The sequence below is a fragment of the Streptomyces sp. NTD91 genome (assembly GCF_059510455.1).
This window is the reverse complement of record NZ_JCAJZW010000025.1, coordinates 41,973-59,253: the sequence shown is the minus strand read 5'-3', so window position 1 is coordinate 59,253 and position 17,281 is coordinate 41,973. Positions and strand designations below refer to the sequence as shown.

The window sequence follows — 17,281 nt, the reverse complement described above, 5'->3', positions numbered from 1 at the left end:
CTCCCCGAGCAGGGGCGCGCCGGGCGCCGCCCAGGCCGCCGACGTCTGAGAGCTGCCCCGACATGCTGCGCTTCCTCGTCCGCCGGATCATCGGTGCCATAGTCATTCTGTTCCTGCTGAGCATCGTCACGTTCGTGCTGTTCTTCGGGGTGCCCCGGGATCCCGCGCTGATGATGTGCGGCAAGACCTGCAATCCCGCGAGCATCGCGAACATCCACCACGTGCTCGGCCTGGACAAGCCCATCACCGAGCAGTACTGGATCTTCCTGCACAACCTCTTCATGGGCAGCAACCAGTTCGACCAGGGACCATGCCCTGCCCCATGCTTCGGCTACTCGTACCACACCAACGAGCTGGTCTGGGGCACCCTGATGGACCGGCTGCCCACCACCGTCTCGCTCACCCTGGGCGCGAGCGTGTGCTTCCTGCTCGTCGGGCTCGGCACCGGTCTGCTCGCCGCCTGGCGGCGCGGCACGCTGATCGACAAGACGGCCACCGCGGGCGCCATGGTGGTCAGCTCGCTGCAGATCTACTTCCTCGGCCCACTGGCCCTGGCGATCCTCGTCTACCAGACCCACTGGTTCGACAAGCCGGCCTACAACGAGTTCACCCAGGACCCCGTCTCGTGGTTCACCGGCCTGATCATCCCCTGGGTGGTCCTCTCCACGATCTTCGCAGCGCAGTACACCCGTATGGCGCGGTCCTCGATGATCGAACAGCTCCAGGAGGAACACGTCCGGACCGCCCGTGCCAAGGGCATGTCCCGCGCTTACGTCTTCTTCCGCTACGCGTGGCGCGGTTCGCTGATCCCGATCGTCACCATCTTCGGCATCGACCTCGGCTCACTGTTCGGCGGCGCCATCATCACCGAGTACACCTTCAGCCTGCCGGGCCTCGGCAACCTCGCCGTGCAATCCGTCTTCTTCAGCGACCTGCCGCTGCTGCTCGGCGTCATGCTCTTCTCCGCCAGCATGATCCTGCTGTTCAACATCATCGTCGACGCCGCGTACGCCTTCATCGACCCGCGCGTGCGGCTGTCCTAGGAGCACTGTCGTGACCACTCTGACCAAGGAGGCCGGTGCCCCGAACCCGGCCGGTACCGCTCCCCTGCTCTCGGTGCGGGACCTGCACGTCAGCTTCAAGACCGAGGACGGCGTCGTACGGGCCGTGGACGGTCTCTCCTTCGACCTGGAGCGCGGCAGGACGCTCGGCATCGTGGGGGAGTCCGGCTCGGGCAAGTCGGTGACCAACCTGACCATCCTCGGCCTGCACAACCCCATGTTCACCACGATCGAGGGGGAAATCCTCCTGGACGGCCAGGAGTTGACCACGGCCCGCGAGTCCGAACTGGAGAAACTGCGCGGCAACAAGGTCGCCATGATCTTCCAGGACCCGCTCACCGCGCTCTCCCCCTACTACACGGTGGGCCGGCAGATCGCCGAACCGTTCATGAAGCACACCGGCGCCTCGAAGAAGGCGGCCTGGGACCGGGCGGTGGAGATGCTCGGCAAGGTCGGCATCCCCAACCCGAAGGAGCGGGCGAAGGACTACCCGCACCAGTTCTCCGGCGGTATGCGCCAGCGCGCCATGATCGCCATGGCACTGGTCTGCGACCCCGACCTGCTGATCGCCGACGAGCCGACCACCGCCCTCGACGTGACGGTCCAGGCGCAGATCCTCGATCTGCTCAAGGACCTGCAGCAGGAGTTCGGATCCGGCATCGTCTTCATCACCCACGACCTGGGGGTGATCGCCGACATGGCCGACGACATCATGGTGATGTACGCGGGCGGAGCGGTGGAACGCGGCACGGTCGACCAGGTGCTCAGGTCCCCGCGCCATCCCTACACCTGGGGCCTGCTGAACTCGATGCCGCGCCTGGACTCCGACCTCGGCGCCCCGCTCTCCCCGATCCCCGGCACCCCGCCGTCGCTGCTCACCCCGCCGTCCGGCTGCCGCTTCCACCCCCGCTGCGCCTATCCGGAGCGCGTCGAGGGCCAGGGCCGATGTGTGCGCGAGCGTCCGCTGCTGTCGCCGGACCGGGCGTCCGCGTGCCATCTCACGGAGGAGCAGAAACGGACCATTTTCATCGAAGAGATCAAGCCCCGGCTCGGCTAGGCCGTCATGGTCGGCGTAGTCGTCGCAGTCGCTCGTACGTCCTAGGAGGACATCGGCATGAAAGAGGACCTGGTCCTCCCGGCCCCGCGCGAGAAGAGCGCCGGCGCGGACGGGGAGCCGCTGCTGGAGGTCTCCGGGCTGAAGAAGCACTTCCCGGTCAAGGGCGGGTTCCCGATCCGGCGGACCATCGGCGCCGTGCAGGCCGTGGACGGCGTCGACATCGCCGTGCACGCCGGGGAGAGCTTCGGCCTGGTCGGCGAGTCCGGCTGCGGCAAGTCGACCACCGGCCGGCTGATCACCCGCCTGCTGGAGCCGACGAGCGGCACCATCACCTACCGCGGGCAGGACATCAGCCACGCCACGCGCAAGGAACTCGCCCCGATCCGCTCCGAGATCCAGATGATCTTCCAGGACCCGTACTCGTCGCTGAACCCGCGGCAGACGGTCGGCAAGATCATCTCGGGTCCGATGGAGATCAACGACGTCAACCCGCCCGGCGGCCGCGAGAAGCGGGTGCGTGAGCTGCTCGAGATCGTCGGCCTGAACCCCGAGCACTACAACCGGTTCCCGCACGAGTTCTCCGGCGGCCAGCGTCAGCGCATCGGCGTGGCCCGCGCGCTCGCGCTGGAGCCGAAGCTGATCGTCGCGGACGAGCCGGTCTCCGCCCTGGACGTCTCCATCCAGGCGCAGGTGGTGAACCTGCTCCAGAAGGTCCAGCGGGAACTGGGCATCGCGTTCGTCTTCATCGCCCACGACCTGGCGATCGTCCGGCACTTCTCGCAGCGCGTCGCGGTCATGTACCTCGGCAAGATCATCGAGGTGGGCGACCGCGACTCCATCTACACCCGGCCGCGCCACCCCTACACCCACGCCCTGCTGTCCGCCGTCCCCGAGGTGAACCTGGCGGACGAGGACTCCGGCGGGCGCGAGCGCATCCGCCTGGCCGGCGACGTACCGTCCCCCATCTCCCCGCCGTCCGGCTGCCGCTTCCGCACCCGCTGCTGGAAGGCGCAGGACAAGTGCGCGACGGAGGAACCACCGCTGATCCAGATCTCCGGCAACCGCGCGGACCACCTGACGGCATGTCACTTCCCGGAGGAACCGACGATCGAGGCCCGGGACGAGGACATCGTGCTGGACCCGGCATTGGTGGCGCTGGAGGAGGACGCGGACTAGAGCGGACTAGGGCGTGTTTCGAAAGTGGCGTCGTCCGCCCGGAGGGCGGGGTCCGCGGCGTCTGGTGCGGTGCATCGCAAGGCGGAGGGTCGTCCTCGTACCGGGCGTACGGGGACGATCCCGACAACGCGGCGAGGTGCCGTGCCAGGCGTCGCGGACCAGACGGAACTTTCGAAACACGCCCTAGAGCGGACTAGTGCCGCGGCAGGCAACGTTCGCCCCGTCGCGACGCCCGGCACGCTCCCCCACTGCCTCAAGGGCGTGGGAGGTGCCCCCACTCGCCGCACCGGGCACAAACCCACGTACATCCAGTACGAGGGCTTGCACCCGGCACGCCGAGAGCACGCACCGGACGCCGCTCCTCGACGGGCAAGCGTTGCCTGCCGCGGCACTAGCCTGTCTGACGGTTCCCGTCTGTCGCGCGACGCCCGGCACGCTCCCCCCACCGCCTCAAGGGCGTGGGAGGTGCCCCCACTCGTCGCGCCGGCCCCGGACCCGGGTACGTCCGGTACGAGGGGCCTGGGGCCGGCACGCCGAGAGCACGCACGCAACTCCGCGCGGCCGCCTCACGGGGCCGGCCGGGCCACCGTGATGATCTCGGGGCCGGCGGAGGTGACGGGTCCCCGACCCCAGTCGCCGTACTGCTCGACGACCGTCAGCCCGGCGTCGGCCAGACGGCCCGTCAGGGACTCCCGGTCCAGGAACCGCAGCACGCTGTGGCACACCTGCGGGGCCGCCCAGCCGTCGCCGTCGTAGGTCTCCGTGAACCGCACCCGGTCCCCGCTGAGCCCCCCGTCCTGGACCTCGTGCCACACCCGCACCGGCGACCCGTCCTCGGCGGTGATCTCGTACACCCGCTCCGGCACCCATCGCTCCCAGGCCCGGGCGCCCGGGTTCCGGGTCTCGAACACGAACCGTCCGCCGTCCTCGAGGGCCGCTCGCACCCCGCGCAGACAGCTGCGGATCTCCTCGTCGCCGACCAGCTCCTGGAAGGCGTGACCGGTCATGACGACCAGGTCGAACTCACCGTTCCACAACCGGGTCCGCATGTCCCCGAGCACCCACTCGACGTCCGGCTCGGCCCGCCGGGCCTGTACGAGCATGGCGGGGGCCGGATCCAGTCCCATCAGCCGGCCCCGGTGCCCTTCGGCCCGAGCCCGCCGCAGCAATTGCCCGGTGCCGCACCCGATGTCCAGCACCGAGCGGGCCTCGCGCAGCAGACCGAGGTAGAAGTCGTCACCCGGGCCCCAGGGGTGGAGACGGTCGTAGAGCGCGGCGAGCGTGAGATCGGTGAACGCGTGATCTACCACCGCGGCAGTGTGACACAGGCTGTTGGACGGTGTGTCAGTTTCCGGCGCAGTTCTTGAGCGACTCTCAACTACCGTGCCGCAGCGCCTCGATGAAGGAGGACCGACACCGCACCGCTGACGGGCTCGAGGCGGAGTCTGCCGCGAGTGGGCCGCTCGGACAGGCCGAAGGCCCACGCCTTGGGGTGGCGTGGGCCTCGGCCCTGGAAGCGGACGTTCAGCAGGCTCGGGTCAATGGGCCGGTGAAGGTCCGTTCCGCGAGGGGCGGCTGACGGGAAAGGGGTGTGTCAGGCCGCTGCCTCGGGGTCCTTGGAGAGGGTCTCCCCAAAGAGGCGGGGCGCGGGAATCGTCTCCTGCGTCTCAGGGTAGTGGCACGCCGTCAGGTGGCCGGGCTTGTTGCCCTCCACCTGCACCAGCGGCGGCGCCTCCGCCGCGCACTTCTCCGTCGCCTTCCAGCAGCGGGTGCGGAAGCGGCAGCCGGACGGCGGGGAGATGGGGGACGGTACGTCGCCGGCCAGGCGGATGCGCTCGCGCGGCTCGGCGTCCACCGTCGCCTCCGGTACGGCGGACAGCAGGGCCCGGGTGTACGGGTGACGCGGGTTGCCGTACAGGTCGTCGCGGTCGGCGATCTCCACGATCTTGCCGAGGTACATGACCGCGACGCGCTGCGAGAAGTGCCGGACGATCGCCAGGTCGTGGGCGATGAAGACGAACGCGATGCCCAGTTCCCGCTGGACCTTCTGGAGCAGGTTCACCACCTGCGCCTGGATGGAGACGTCCAGGGCGGAGACCGGCTCGTCCGCGACGATCAGCTTCGGCTCCAGCGCGAGCGCGCGGGCCACGCCGATGCGCTGACGCTGGCCGCCGGAGAACTCGTGCGGGAACCGGTTGTAGTGCTCGGGGTTCAGGCCGACGATCTCGAGCAGCTCACGCACCCGCTTCTCGCGGCCGCCGGGCGGGTTGACGTCGTTGATCTCCATCGGACCCGAGATGATCTTGCCGACCGTCTGCCGTGGGTTCAGCGAGGCGTACGGGTCCTGGAAGATCATCTGGATCTCGGACCGGATCGGTGCCAGCGCCTTGCGGCCCGCGTGCGTGATGTCCTGCCCGCGGTAGGTGATCGTGCCGCCGGTCGGCTCCAGCAGGCGGGTGATCAGCCGGCCGGTGGTCGACTTGCCGCAGCCGGACTCGCCGACCAGGCCCAGGCTCTCGCCCTCGGACACCTGGAAGTCCAGCCCGTCCACGGCCTGCACCGCGCCGACCGTGCGGCGGATCGGGAAGCCGCCCTTGATCGGGAAGTGCTTGGTGAGCCCGGAGACGTCCAGGAGGGGGTTCGTGTTGCTCATGATCGTGAAGTCCCGTCCGTCAGTTGTGCCGGGTGGCGGCGAAGTCGGCGAAGAGTTCCCGCTTCTGCTCCGAAGTGAGGTGGCAGGCCGAACCGCGGCCCTGCACGACCTCCAGCAGAGGCTGGTCGCTGGAGCACCTTCCGTCCGCGACCTTCTCCGTGAAGGTGCAGCGCGGGTGGAAGCGGCAGCCGGACGGCGGGTTGAGCAGCGACGGCGGCGAACCCGGGATCGGTGTCAGCGGCACGTCCACCGGCCCGTTCAGGCTCGGCATCGAGTTCAGCAGACCCAGGCTGTAGGGGTGGTCCGGGGTGCGGAGCACCTCCTCCTTGGTGCCGCGCTCCACGCACCGGCCGCCGTACATCACCAGCACGTCGTCCGCGATGTCCGCGATCACGCCGAGGTCGTGCGTGATGAAGATGATCGCCGTGCCGAACTCCTGCTGGAGGTCCTTGAGCAGGTCCATGATCTGGGCCTGGACCGTCACGTCGAGGGCCGTGGTCGGCTCGTCGGCGATCAGCAGTTCGGGGTCGCAGACGAGCGCCATCGCGATCATCGCCCGTTGGCGCATACCGCCGGAGAACTGGTGCGGGTAGTCGTCCACACGGGTGTCCGGCTGGGGGATGCCGACGCGGCGCAGCATCTCGACGGCACGGGCCCGGGCCTCTCGCTTGGAGGCGCCGGTGTGCTTGCGGTACGTCTCGGCGATCTGCGCGCCGATGGTGTGGTACGGCGAGAGAGAGGCCAGCGCGTCCTGGAAGATCATGGACATCTTGTTGCCGCGCAGCTTCTCCAGGGTCCGCTCGGAGGCGGTGAGAAGCTCCTGCCCGTCGAGCAGGACCTCGCCCTCGAGGGCGGTGCGCTCACGGTTGTGCAGGCCCAGGATCGCCAGGTTGGTCACCGACTTGCCGGAGCCGGACTCGCCGACGATGCCGAGGGTCTTGCCCTTCTCCAGGTCGAAGGAGAGCCCGTCGACGGCCTTGACGATGCCGTCCTCGGTGGAGAAGTGCACGCGCAGGTCGCGTACGGAGAGGAAGGGGGTGCTCATCTTGTCTCTCCTTAGGCGAGGCGGACGCGCGGGTCGATGAGGGCGTAGACGGCGTCGACGACGATGTTGAAGACGACGATCGCGCCGGCCGCCACCAGGGTGACACCGAGCAGCATGGGCAGGTCCATGTCCTTCACGGCCTTCACCGAGACGGCGCCGATGCCGTGCAGGCCGAAGGTCTGCTCCGTGATGACCGCACCGCCGAGCAGCGAACCGAGGTCCAGACCGAGGATCGTCACGATCGGGCCCATCGCGCCGCGCCAGGCGAAGCGGAAGAACACCGTGCGCCGGGACAGGCCCTTGGCCCGCGCGGTGCGGACGTAGTCCTCGCTCAGCGTCTCGACCAGCTGCGAGCGGGTCATGCGGGTGTAGTTGGCGGTGAAGATGATCGCCAGTACGAACCACGGCAGTACGAAGCCGCCGAACCAGCCCCCCAGGTTCTGGGTGAAACCGGAGTTGTCGTTCGGGCGGGGCAGGAGGTGCCACTCGTCGGAGAGGTAGAACATCGCGACGATGCCGACGATGTAGATCTGCAGCGACGAACCGATCAGCGAGGCCGAGGAAGCGATCTTGTCCAGCGCCTTGCCCTGCTTGACGGCGGCGATCATGCCGGTGCCGACACCGAAGACGAAGAAGACGACCGCGCTGCCCAGGGCCAGGGAGATCGTGGTCGGGAAGCGGTCCATGATGATGCCCGTGACCGGCTCGCGGTTGATGAACGAGTAGCCGAGGCAGGGCGCGTTGCAGTGCCCGTACGACGCGTAGTCGCGGCCCACGAAGATGCCCTCGAGCCAGTGCCAGTACTGCACCGGCAGCGGGTCGTCGATGCCCAGGTTGTGCTTGACCAGCGCCAGAGTCTGTGGGGTGCAGACCTTGCCGCAGGCGACCCGGGCGGGGTCACGCGGAGCGACATAGAAGAGGAAGAAGGTGATGGCACTGATGATCAGCAGGATCACCGCTGCGCCGAGTGTCCGGCGGACGAGAAAGCGGAACATGGCGATGGGATTCCCTGGGCGACGCCGTGGTGGGGGCGGAGGGGGACGGGCGGGGCGCCGGTGTACGGCGCCCCGCCCCTGGACTGGCTGGGCGTCAGGCCTTCACGTACAGCTTGTACATGACGAACGCCGAGAACTGCGGGTCGAACAGCGCGCCGCCGACCTTCGAGCCGTGCAGGTAGAACCGGCGCTGGAAGGTTTCGGGGATGATCGGCGCCAGCTCCGTCATGATCTTCTTGTCCAGCGCCTCCCAGGCCTTGGCGGCCTTCTGCGGGTCCGGGATGACGGCGTTCTGCTTGATCGCGTCGTTGACCCAGCTGACGTTCAGCTGCGAGACGTTGTTGGAACCGTTGGCGATGGTGGAACCGTCGAACAGCGGCTGCATGACCGTGTAACCGGTGGGCCAGTCCGGGGACCAGCCGAACCACATCACGTCGAAGTTGTTGTTGATCTGCTGGACCTGGTCGTAGTAGCTGGTGGAGTCCACCGGCTTGACGACCGGGTCGAAGCCCGCCGCCTTCAGGGCGTTGGTGATGACGACAGCCGTCTTGGTGTAGGCGTCGTTGCTGCCCTTGGGGTAGGTGTAGACGATCTTCTGGCCGAGCTTGCCGGCCTCCTTCAGCAGCGCCTTGGCCTTCTCCGGGTCGCCCTGCGGCTTCTTCAGCTTGCCGTAGACGTCCTGGTGCTCGTAGCCGAGGATGTCCGGGCTGATGATGGAGGTCGCGTAGTCACCGGCGGCCTGGCCACCGTAGATGCGGCGGATCTGCTCCAGCGGCCAGGCGTAGTTCAGCGCCTGACGCACCTTCGGGTCGGTGATCCGCTTGCAGTTGATGGCGTAGTAGTACAGGCCGGTGAGCAGGCCGTTGATGGTGCGCTGCTTCAGCTGCGGGTCGCCCAGTACCTTCTGCAGGCGCTCGGCCGGGACACCGCTGTACGCCATGACCGCGTACTGGTCGTCGCCGCTTTCGGCGATCAGGCGGTCGGTGGCCGGCAGGGACTCGGTGCCGAACTGGAAGGTGAAGCTGTCCGGGTAGGCGTTGCGGATCGCGTCCGTCGCCGGGTCCCAGTGCGGGTTGCGCACCAGCTTCAGGGACTTGTCGACGGAGTGCTGGGCGATCTTGTAGGGGCCGGCGGAGACCGGGTCCTTGTCGTACTTCTCCTTGGTGTCGTGCGCGACCGGCACGGCGCCGTAGGAGTGCATCGCCAGCGTGAAGTTGAGGTCCGGGCGGGCCACCTTCAGCTTCAGCGTGATGGTCTTCTTCGCCTTGTCGGTGACGATGGAGTCCAGGTGCTGGCCGCTGAACGGACCCTTGTACTTCGACCGGAAGTCGCTGGAGCCGACGAGCGCGGACTGCACGTACTGGGCGCCCTCGGTCGTGAAGCTGGCGAAGCCGCGCTCGATGCCGTGGCGGACGTCCTCGACGGTCAGCTCGCTGCCGTCCTCCCACTTCAGACCGTCCTTCAGGGTGAAGGTCCAGGTCTTGCCGCCGTCGGCCATGGTGCCGGGGTCGGTGGCGAGGTCACCGACCAGCTTCATGGATCCGTCCATGGCGATCTTGTAACCGGTGAGGGTGCGGATGTACAGGTTCCCGACGGTGGAGTTCCAGGAGTAGTAGATCCGCTGCGGGTCCAGGTGGGAGAAGTCGTCCGGACCGATGCCGATGATGTTGCCGCCCTTGCGCGCGCCCGGGATCTCGGGGGCGGGGCCGGTCGAGTCCTCCTTGGTGCCGACGGTCACGCTGCCGGTGTACTTGGTCGTGCCGGCGTGGGCGCCGCTGCCGCTGTTCCCGCCACCTCCGCCGCTGCTGCACGCGGAAAGGACCATGGAGCCGCCGGCCGCGACCGACGTGGCGATGACGAAGTTTCTGCGGGAGAGGGACATGGCTTCCTGCTCTGGTTGAGGAGACGGATACGAGCTGCTCCGGCGGGCCCCGTCGCCCGGGCCGGAAGGTGGAGATGGAGGGGGAGGATCAGCGGCCGGCCTTGGGGTCCAGCGCGTCGCGCACCGAGTCGCCGAGGAGGTTGAAGGCGATGACGAAGATCACCATCGTCAGGCCGGGGAAGAGCATGTACGTGATGTCGTCCTGGTAGTACTTGGACGCGTTCTGGACCATGACGCCCCAGTCGGGCGTCGGGTCGGACAGGCCGACGCCGAGGAAGGCGAGACCGGCCTCGACCGTCACGTACATCGGAAGCGCGAGGGTCGCCTGGATCAGGATCGGCGTCCACAGGTTGGGCAGCAGTTCCTTGAAGATGATGCGCGCCGGGGACGCCCCGGTGACCTTGGCGGCCTCCACGAACTCCCGCTCCCGCAGGGCGAGCACCTCACCGCGCAGCAGGCGGGCGATGGGCGCCCAGCCGAACGCTGTCATGACGGTGATCAGGGAGACGACGATGAGCCAGGTCGGGGTCGCCTGGTCGGGCGCCACCAGGATGGTGAGCAGCACCGGGAAGAAGCCGATGAAGAACAGGGTCTGCGGGAAGGCCAGCAGGATGTCGATGATCCGGCCGACCAGGTAGTCCGTCCTGCCGCCCACGTAGCCGGCGGTGATGCCGATGACCACGCCGAAGACGGCCACGAGCACGGTGGTGGCCGTCGCGATCAGCAGCGAGTTGCGGATGGCGTAGAGCAGGAAAGTGAAGACGTCCCGGCCCAGCTGCGGGTCGATGCCGAACCAGAAGTCACCGCTCATGCCGCCGTTGGGCTTGACCGGGAAACCGAAGTCGTTGAGCAGGCTCGGGTCGTTCTGGCCGTACGTCGTGTACGGGTCCTTCCCGTACACCTTGGCGATCAGCGGCGCGGCGATGCCGATGACGAAGAAGAAGATCACCACGAAGGCGGATATGACGCCCGTCCGGTCCCGCTTGAAGCGGGTCCAGGCCAGCCGTCCCGGGGAGCGGCTCTCGGTGCCCTTCGGGGTGCCGGGCTTCGCCGATGCGGCGCTGTCTTCTTCGGTCACCTCGAGTGCGGCGGCCGGGGAAGGGGATGCGGGGGTGGTCATGATGCTCCGTGCCTTGTGGGTCAAGGCTCCGCAGGGCGCTCCCCTACGGGCTACGCCGGACTTTTTCAACGCAATTCATGCAGGGTCAATAAATTCTCGGTCGCCTTGGTTGCGTCTTTGCGTTCTTTACTCTTGCTTGATCCTTTCGTAGCTACGCGGGTAGCGTGCCGTGATCAATCCGTGCTTCACATCGGGCTAATCGGTCTAATCGGTCAATGTGTTCGTTATACGGATGCGAGCGTGTCGAAATGCGTACATCGACCCGCGGCAATCCAACGTTTCGGCATCGTTGTCCGAAGATCTATTGCGCGCTTGGTCAAGATCGTCTGTGTGTTCGCCCATGACCGTCCATGCCCGGACGGCGCGTCCCTCCAACGGCCCCTGACATCGCGAGGTCGAGGTGCGATATGTGACGTATGGGCAAATATTGACCGGTATCGGGTCGGTGATCGCAGAGGAGGCAGCCATGGGTGGACCCGCGCACGTCCGATGGGCCGCCTGCGTCCTCGCCGCCGGGCTGCTGGCCACCGGGTGCGGGGACCGTGCGGGCTTCGGCGGCGCCGGGGTGCTGACGTCCTCCTGGGGCGACCCGCAGAACCCGCTGGAGCCCACGAACACCAACGAGGTGCAGGGCGGCAAGGTCCTCGACATGATCTTCCGGGGTCTCAAGAAGTACGACCCGAGGACCGGCAAGGCCCGGAACTGGCTCGCTCGGTCCATCGACACCAGGGACTCGCAGAACTTCACGATCAGGGTGAAGGACGGCTGGTCGTTCTCCAACGGCGAGAAGGTGACCGCCCGCTCCTTCGTGGACGCCTGGAACTACGGGGCGAGCCTGAAGAACAACCAGAAGGACGCCTACTTCTTCGCCTACATCGACGGCTACGACAAGGTCCACCCCGACACTGGCGCCCAGACCGCCGACACCCTGTCCGGGCTGCGGATCACCGGGCCGATGACCTTCACCGTCCGGCTCAACCAGAAGTTCTCCAGCTTCCCCGACACCCTCGGCTACGCCGCCTTCGCCCCGCTGCCCCGCGCCTTCTTCACCGACCACGCCGCCTGGCTGAAGAAGCCGGTCGGCAACGGGCCGTACCGGATCGAGTCCTACGCCAGGGGCTCGGCGATGAACCTCAAGAGGTGGGACGGCTACCCCGGCCCCGACAAGGCGCAGAACCTCGGCGTGACCCTCCTGGTCTACACCGACAGCAACACCGCCTACACCGACGTCCTGGCCGGCAACCTCGACCTGGTGGACGACGTGCCCTCCACCCAGCTCAAGAACGTCCGGACCGACCTGAACGGCCGCTACATCAACACCCCGGCCGGCATCCTGCAGACCCTTGCCTTCCCGTACTACGACCCGAGGTGGAACACCAGCGGGGCACGGAAGGTCCGCACCGGCCTGTCCATGGCGATCAACCGCAGGCAGATCACCGAGACCATCTTCCGGGGCACGCGCACCCCGGCCACCGACTGGACCTCACCGGTCCTCGGCACGGCCGGCGGCTACAAGCCCGGACTGTGCGGCCACGCCTGTGACTACGACCCCGTACGGGCGAAGAAGCTCATCCAGGAGGGCGGCGGGATCCCGGGCGGCCAGTTGAAGATCACCTACAACGCGGACACCGGCTCCCACAAGCAGTGGGTGGACGCCGTGTGCAACTCCATCAACAACGCCCTCGGCAACGACAAGGCCTGCGTGGGCAACCCCGTCGGCACCTTCGCGGACTTCCGCAACCAGATCGGGCAGCACAAGATGACCGGTCCCTTCCGGGCCGGCTGGCAGATGGACTACCCGTTGATCCAGAACTTCCTGCAACCGCTGTACTACAGCGGCGCCTCCTCCAACGACGGCACGTGGTCGAACAAGCGGTTCGACCGGCTCGTCGACCGGGCCAACGCCGAGACCGGCCAGGCCGCGGCCGTCCGCCTCTTCCAGCAGGCCGAGGAGGTCGTCCGCGACAACATGGCGGCCATCCCGCTCTGGTACCAGAACGGCAGCGCCGGCTACTCCTCCAGGCTCTCGCACGTCGCGCTCAACCCGTTCAGCGTGCCGGTCTACAACGAGATCAAGGTCGGCTGAGCGGTCATGGGACGCTACGTCGCGCGGCGGCTGCTCCAGATGATCCCGGTGTTCATCGGATCCACCCTGCTGATCTTCCTCATGGTCAACGTGATGGGCGATCCCATCGCCGGCCTGTGCGGCGAGCGGGCCTGCGACCCGGCGACCGCCGCCCAGCTGAAGCGGGAGTTCGGCTTGGACAAGCCGCTCTGGCAGCAGTACGCGACCTACATGGGCAACCTCTTCACCGGCGACTTCGGCACCGCCTTCAACGGCCAGAAGGTCACCGAGCTGATGGGCACGGCGTTCCCCGTCACCATCCGGCTGACGATCGTCGCCATCCTCTTCGAGATCCTCGTCGGCGTGTCACTCGGCGTCCTCACCGGTATGCGGCGCGGCCGGCCGGTCGACACCGGGGTGCTGCTGGCCACCCTGGTGGTGATCTCCGTGCCCACCTTCGTCACCGGCCTGCTGCTCCAGTTGCTGCTCGGCATCAGGTGGCAGTGGATCAGCCCCTCCGTGCACTACGGGAGCTACGACGAGCTGATCGTGCCCGGCCTGGTCCTCGCCTCCGTCTCCCTCGCCTACGTCACCCGGCTGACCCGCACCTCCATCGCCGAGAACAAGCGGGCCGACTACGTGCGCACGGCGATCGCCAAGGGCCTGCCCCGGCGCCGGGTCGTCGTCCGGCACCTGCTGCGCAACTCGCTGATCCCCGTGGTCACCTTCATCGGCGCCGACATCGGCGCACTGATGGGCGGGGCGATCGTCACCGAGCGGATCTTCAACATCCACGGCGTCGGCTTCCAGCTCTACCAGGGCATCCTGCGCCAGAACACCCAGACGGTCGTCGGCTTCGTGACCGTCCTCGTGCTGGTCTTCCTCGTGGCCAACCTCCTCGTCGACCTGCTGTACGCCGTCCTCGACCCGAGGATCCGCTATGCCTGAGCAGCCGTACGAGCCGGAGGGCGCGATCGCCGGGACCGGCATGGGGGGCGCGATGGACCTGGGCGCGAGCGAGGCCACCACGCTGGAGCGGACGCCGGGCGGCCCGGCGGGCACCGGGCCCGCGGGCAGGCCCCGGTCCCTGTGGTCCGACGCCTGGCGGGACCTGCGCCGCAACCCGGTCTTCCTGGTCTCCGCCGCGGTGATCCTCTTCCTCGTCTTCATCTCCCTGTGGCCGTCGGCGATCGCCTCCGGCAGCCCCCTGAAGTGCGACCTCGCCAGGGCCCAGGACGGCGCGGGACCGGGAGCGCCCTTCGGGTACGACGGCCAGGGCTGCAACGTGTACACGCGCACGGTGTACGGCGCCCGTACGTCCGTCACGGTGGGCGTGCTCGCGACGCTCGGGGTGGCCGTCCTCGGCTCGGTGCTGGGCGCGCTGGCCGGCTACTTCGGCGGTGTCTGGGACTCGGTCCTGTCCCGGATCACCGACATCTTCTTCGCCATCCCGGTCGTCCTGGGCGGTCTCGTCCTGCTCTCCGTGGTCACCAGCAACACGGTGTGGCCGGTCATCGGCTTCATGGTCCTGCTCGGCTGGCCGCAGATCGGCCGCATCGCGCGCGGCTCGGTCATCACCGCCAAGCAGAACGACTACGTCCAGGCCGCCCGCGCCCTCGGCGCGTCCGACTCCCGCATCCTGCTGCGCCACATCGCGCCGAACGCCGTGGCCCCGGTGATCGTGGTGGCGACCATCGCGCTGGGCACGTACATCGCGCTGGAGGCGACGCTGTCGTACCTCGGCGTGGGACTCAAACCGCCCAGCGTCTCCTGGGGCATCGACATCTCGGCCGCCTCCCCCTACATCCGCAACGCCCCCCACGCCCTCCTGTGGCCCTCGGGCGCTCTGGCCGTCACGGTCCTGGCCTTCATCATGCTCGGCGACGCGGTCCGCGACGCCCTGGATCCGAAGCTGAGGTGAGGGACGTGCCGTGCGAAGCGCGTGCCGGGCAGGGCGGACCGTGGGCGCCGGGAGGCGTGGGGTGCGCCCTGCCGGTGCCCGCGGGAGGGGCGGCACGCGGCACGCGGTCCCCCGTCATGCCGGGCGACGCGGTCCGCGACGCCCTCGACCCGAAGGTGAGGTGAGGGTGGCGTGCTGCTCGAAGTACGGGATCTGCGGGTGGAGTTCCGGACCCGGGACGGGGTCGCGCATGCCGTCAACGGGGTGAGCTACGAGGTGGACGCGGGGGAGACCCTGGCCGTGCTCGGGGAGTCGGGGTCGGGCAAGTCCGTCACCGCACAGGCCGTGATGGGGATCCTCGACATGCCGCCGGGCCGCATCACCGGCGGGCGGATCCTCTTCCGGGGGCACGATCTGCTGCGGATGAAGGAGCAGGAGCGGCGGAAGATCCGGGGCGCCGGCATGGCGATGATCTTCCAGGACGCCCTGTCGGCCCTCAACCCCGTCCTGTCCGTGGGCGACCAGCTGGGCGAGATGTTCGTCGTGCACCGTGGGATGTCCCGGAAGGACGCGCGGGCCAGGGCCGTGGAGCTGATGGAACGGGTGCGCATCCCGGCCGCCGCCCAGCGGGTACGGGGCTACCCCCACCAGTTCTCCGGCGGCATGCGCCAGCGCATCATGATCGCCATGGCGCTGGCCCTGGAACCGGCGCTGATCATCGCCGACGAGCCGACGACGGCGCTGGATGTCACCGTGCAGGCCCAGGTGATGGATCTGCTCGCGGAGCTGCAGCGCGAGTACCGCATGGGGCTCATCCTCATCACCCACGATCTGGGTGTCGTGGCGGACGTCGCCGACCGGATCGCGGTGATGTACGCAGGGAAGATCGTGGAGTCCGCGCCCGTCCGTGACATCTACAAGGCGCCGGCCCACCCCTACACCCGTGGCCTGCTCGACTCCATCCCGCGTCTGGACCAGAAGGGCCGTCAGCTGTACGCCATCCAGGGTCTGCCGCCGAACCTGATGGACATCCCGCCGGGCTGTTCCTTCCACCCGCGCTGCCCGATGGCCAGGAACGTCTGCCGCACCGACGTACCCCCGCTGTACGAGGTCTCCGGCACCCGCGGCAGCGCCTGCCACTTCTGGAGGGAGTGCCTCGATGACCTCGACCACCTCGGTGACTGAGCCGATCCTCGACGTGTCCGGGCTGGTCAAGCACTACCCGCTGACCCGGGGCGTCCTGTTCAGGAAGCAGGTCGGCGCGGTGAAGGCCGTCGACGGCGTCGACTTCACCCTCGGCAAGGGCGAAACGCTCGGCATCGTCGGCGAGTCGGGCTGCGGCAAGTCGACGGTCGCCAAGATGCTGTGCAACCTGGAGCGGCCGACGGCGGGGTCCATCCGGTTCAAGGGCGAGGACATCACCCGTCTGTCCGGCCGCGCGCTGAAAGCCGTGCGCCGGAACATCCAGATGGTCTTCCAGGACCCGTACACCTCCCTCAACCCCAGGATGACGGTCGGCGACATCATCGGTGAGCCGTACGACATCCATCCCGAGGCCGCGCCCAAGGGCGACCGCCGCCGCCGGGTCCAGGAGCTGCTCGACGTGGTCGGCCTCAACCCCGAGTACGTCAACCGCTACCCGCACCAGTTCTCCGGCGGTCAGCGCCAACGCATCGGCATCGCCCGGGGGTTGGCGCTGCGCCCGGAGGTGATCGTCGCCGACGAGCCGGTGTCCGCCCTCGACGTGTCGGTCCAGGCCCAGGTCGTCAATCTGCTGGCCCGGCTCCAGTCGGAGTTCGACCTGTCCTACGTCTTCATCGCGCACGACCTGTCCATCGTCCGGCACATCTCCGACCGGGTCGGTGTCATGTACCTGGGCCGGATCGTGGAGATCGGCCGGGACGCCGAGATCTACGACCACCCCACGCACCCCTATACGCAGGCGCTGCTCTCGGCGGTCCCGGTCCCGGACCCCGAGGCACGGGAACGCCGGGAGCGGATCATCCTCAGCGGAGACGTGCCGTCCCCGACGAACGTCCCCTCTGGCTGCCGCTTCCGCACCCGCTGCTGGAAGGCGCAGGAGCGCTGCGCCCGGGAGGTGCCGGCGCTCGCGGTCCCGGCCGCCTTCCGTGGCACGTCCGGCCCGGCGGCCCATGACTCCGCCTGTCACTTCGCCGAGGAGAGGCAGGTGGTTCCGATGGAGGGCACCTACGGCAACGGGCCGGGGTGACATGGTGCACCCCGGCCCGTTCACGGCACCCGCACGGCCGTACGCTGGTCAGCCTCCCGCGTCCGTATATCGGTACCGCTTCCGTGGAGTTGCCTGG

14 protein-coding genes are annotated in these 17,281 nt (G+C 68.4%); 8 read left to right on the top strand and 6 right to left on the bottom strand.

Going from position 1 to position 17,281, the window contains the following annotated elements; all coding sequences use genetic code 11:
* Positions 1-62: 62 nt before the first annotated feature.
* Genes AC5WRT_RS24220 through AC5WRT_RS24210 form a run of 3 tightly spaced genes read left to right on the top strand, consistent with a single transcriptional unit; the run spans position 63 to position 3,294 of the window.
* Positions 63-1,043, top strand: a complete 981-nt coding sequence (locus AC5WRT_RS24220) for an ABC transporter permease (RefSeq protein WP_496095872.1) — start codon at positions 63-65, stop codon at positions 1,041-1,043.
* 10 nt (positions 1,044-1,053) lie between these two features.
* Positions 1,054-2,118, top strand: coding sequence for an ABC transporter ATP-binding protein (locus AC5WRT_RS24215; protein WP_496095871.1), 1,065 nt, complete (start codon positions 1,054-1,056; stop codon positions 2,116-2,118).
* Positions 2,119-2,175: 57 nt separating this feature from the next.
* Positions 2,176-3,294 (top strand): ABC transporter ATP-binding protein, encoded by a 1,119-nt coding sequence (locus AC5WRT_RS24210; RefSeq protein ID WP_496095870.1) that lies wholly within the window; start codon positions 2,176-2,178, stop codon positions 3,292-3,294.
* A gap of 566 nt (positions 3,295-3,860) precedes the next feature.
* Here AC5WRT_RS24210 and AC5WRT_RS24205 read toward each other — a convergent pair.
* The 6 genes from AC5WRT_RS24205 to AC5WRT_RS24180 all read right to left on the bottom strand — a co-directional run bounded on the left by AC5WRT_RS24205 (position 3,861) and on the right by AC5WRT_RS24180 (position 10,989).
* Positions 3,861-4,604 carry a class I SAM-dependent methyltransferase gene (locus AC5WRT_RS24205; protein WP_496095869.1) on the bottom strand — a complete coding sequence of 248 codons (744 nt, stop codon included), beginning with the start codon at positions 4,602-4,604 and terminating at the stop codon, positions 3,861-3,863.
* 284 nt (positions 4,605-4,888) lie between these two features.
* Positions 4,889-5,947, bottom strand: coding sequence for an ABC transporter ATP-binding protein (locus AC5WRT_RS24200; RefSeq protein WP_496095868.1), 1,059 nt, complete (start codon positions 5,945-5,947; stop codon positions 4,889-4,891).
* A 19-nt stretch (positions 5,948-5,966) separates the two neighbouring features.
* Positions 5,967-6,992, bottom strand: coding sequence for an ABC transporter ATP-binding protein (locus AC5WRT_RS24195; RefSeq protein WP_496095867.1), 1,026 nt, complete (start codon positions 6,990-6,992; stop codon positions 5,967-5,969).
* An 11-nt stretch (positions 6,993-7,003) separates the two neighbouring features.
* Positions 7,004-7,987, bottom strand: a complete 984-nt coding sequence (locus AC5WRT_RS24190) for an ABC transporter permease (protein WP_496095866.1) — start codon at positions 7,985-7,987, stop codon at positions 7,004-7,006.
* A 94-nt stretch (positions 7,988-8,081) separates the two neighbouring features.
* Positions 8,082-9,869, bottom strand: a complete 1,788-nt coding sequence (locus tag AC5WRT_RS24185; RefSeq protein ID WP_496095865.1) for an ABC transporter substrate-binding protein — start codon at positions 9,867-9,869, stop codon at positions 8,082-8,084.
* Between the two features lie 88 nt (positions 9,870-9,957).
* Positions 9,958-10,989, bottom strand: coding sequence for an ABC transporter permease (locus AC5WRT_RS24180; RefSeq protein WP_496095864.1), 1,032 nt, complete (start codon positions 10,987-10,989; stop codon positions 9,958-9,960).
* 466 nt (positions 10,990-11,455) lie between these two features.
* Between AC5WRT_RS24180 and AC5WRT_RS24175 the strand changes: the two genes are divergently transcribed.
* The 5 genes from AC5WRT_RS24175 (at position 11,456) to AC5WRT_RS24155 (ending at position 17,184) form a co-directional block, all read left to right on the top strand.
* On the top strand, positions 11,456-13,075 hold the full coding sequence (locus tag AC5WRT_RS24175; RefSeq protein WP_496095863.1) for a peptide ABC transporter substrate-binding protein: 1,620 nt from the start codon (positions 11,456-11,458) through the stop codon (positions 13,073-13,075).
* A 6-nt stretch (positions 13,076-13,081) separates the two neighbouring features.
* Entirely contained in the window at positions 13,082-14,002 is a 921-nt protein-coding gene (locus tag AC5WRT_RS24170) for an ABC transporter permease (protein WP_496095862.1), read from the top strand.
* Entirely contained in the window at positions 13,995-14,975 is a 981-nt protein-coding gene (locus tag AC5WRT_RS24165) for an ABC transporter permease (protein ID WP_496095861.1), read from the top strand. The genes AC5WRT_RS24170 and AC5WRT_RS24165 overlap by 8 nt, the downstream gene beginning before the upstream one ends.
* 171 nt (positions 14,976-15,146) lie before the next feature.
* A complete protein-coding gene (locus tag AC5WRT_RS24160) occupies positions 15,147-16,139 on the top strand; it encodes an ABC transporter ATP-binding protein (protein ID WP_496100600.1) in 993 nt (330 codons plus the stop codon).
* Complete coding sequence (locus AC5WRT_RS24155) at positions 16,114-17,184, top strand: ABC transporter ATP-binding protein (RefSeq protein ID WP_496095859.1); 1,071 nt, start codon at positions 16,114-16,116, stop codon at positions 17,182-17,184. Before AC5WRT_RS24160 ends, AC5WRT_RS24155 begins: the two co-directional genes overlap by 26 nt.
* Positions 17,185-17,281 lie beyond the last annotated feature (97 nt).

What these genes read in the sequence shown, in the direction of transcription:
- AC5WRT_RS24155 (WP_496095859.1), top strand. Translation starts at nt 16,114, where the DNA reads ATGACCTCGACCACCTCGGTGACTGAGCCGATCCTCGACGTGTCCGGG.
- AC5WRT_RS24180 (WP_496095864.1), bottom strand. Translation starts at nt 10,989, where the DNA reads ATGACCACCCCCGCATCCCCTTCCCCGGCCGCCGCACTCGAGGTGACC.
- AC5WRT_RS24195 (WP_496095867.1), bottom strand. Translation starts at nt 6,992, where the DNA reads ATGAGCACCCCCTTCCTCTCCGTACGCGACCTGCGCGTGCACTTCTCC.
- AC5WRT_RS24210 (WP_496095870.1), top strand. Translation starts at nt 2,176, where the DNA reads ATGAAAGAGGACCTGGTCCTCCCGGCCCCGCGCGAGAAGAGCGCCGGC.
- AC5WRT_RS24190 (WP_496095866.1), bottom strand. Translation starts at nt 7,987, where the DNA reads ATGTTCCGCTTTCTCGTCCGCCGGACACTCGGCGCAGCGGTGATCCTG.
- AC5WRT_RS24185 (WP_496095865.1), bottom strand. Translation starts at nt 9,869, where the DNA reads ATGTCCCTCTCCCGCAGAAACTTCGTCATCGCCACGTCGGTCGCGGCC.
- AC5WRT_RS24200 (WP_496095868.1), bottom strand. Translation starts at nt 5,947, where the DNA reads ATGAGCAACACGAACCCCCTCCTGGACGTCTCCGGGCTCACCAAGCAC.
- AC5WRT_RS24220 (WP_496095872.1), top strand. Translation starts at nt 63, where the DNA reads ATGCTGCGCTTCCTCGTCCGCCGGATCATCGGTGCCATAGTCATTCTG.
- AC5WRT_RS24165 (WP_496095861.1), top strand. Translation starts at nt 13,995, where the DNA reads ATGCCTGAGCAGCCGTACGAGCCGGAGGGCGCGATCGCCGGGACCGGC.
- AC5WRT_RS24175 (WP_496095863.1), top strand. Translation starts at nt 11,456, where the DNA reads ATGGGTGGACCCGCGCACGTCCGATGGGCCGCCTGCGTCCTCGCCGCC.
- AC5WRT_RS24170 (WP_496095862.1), top strand. Translation starts at nt 13,082, where the DNA reads ATGGGACGCTACGTCGCGCGGCGGCTGCTCCAGATGATCCCGGTGTTC.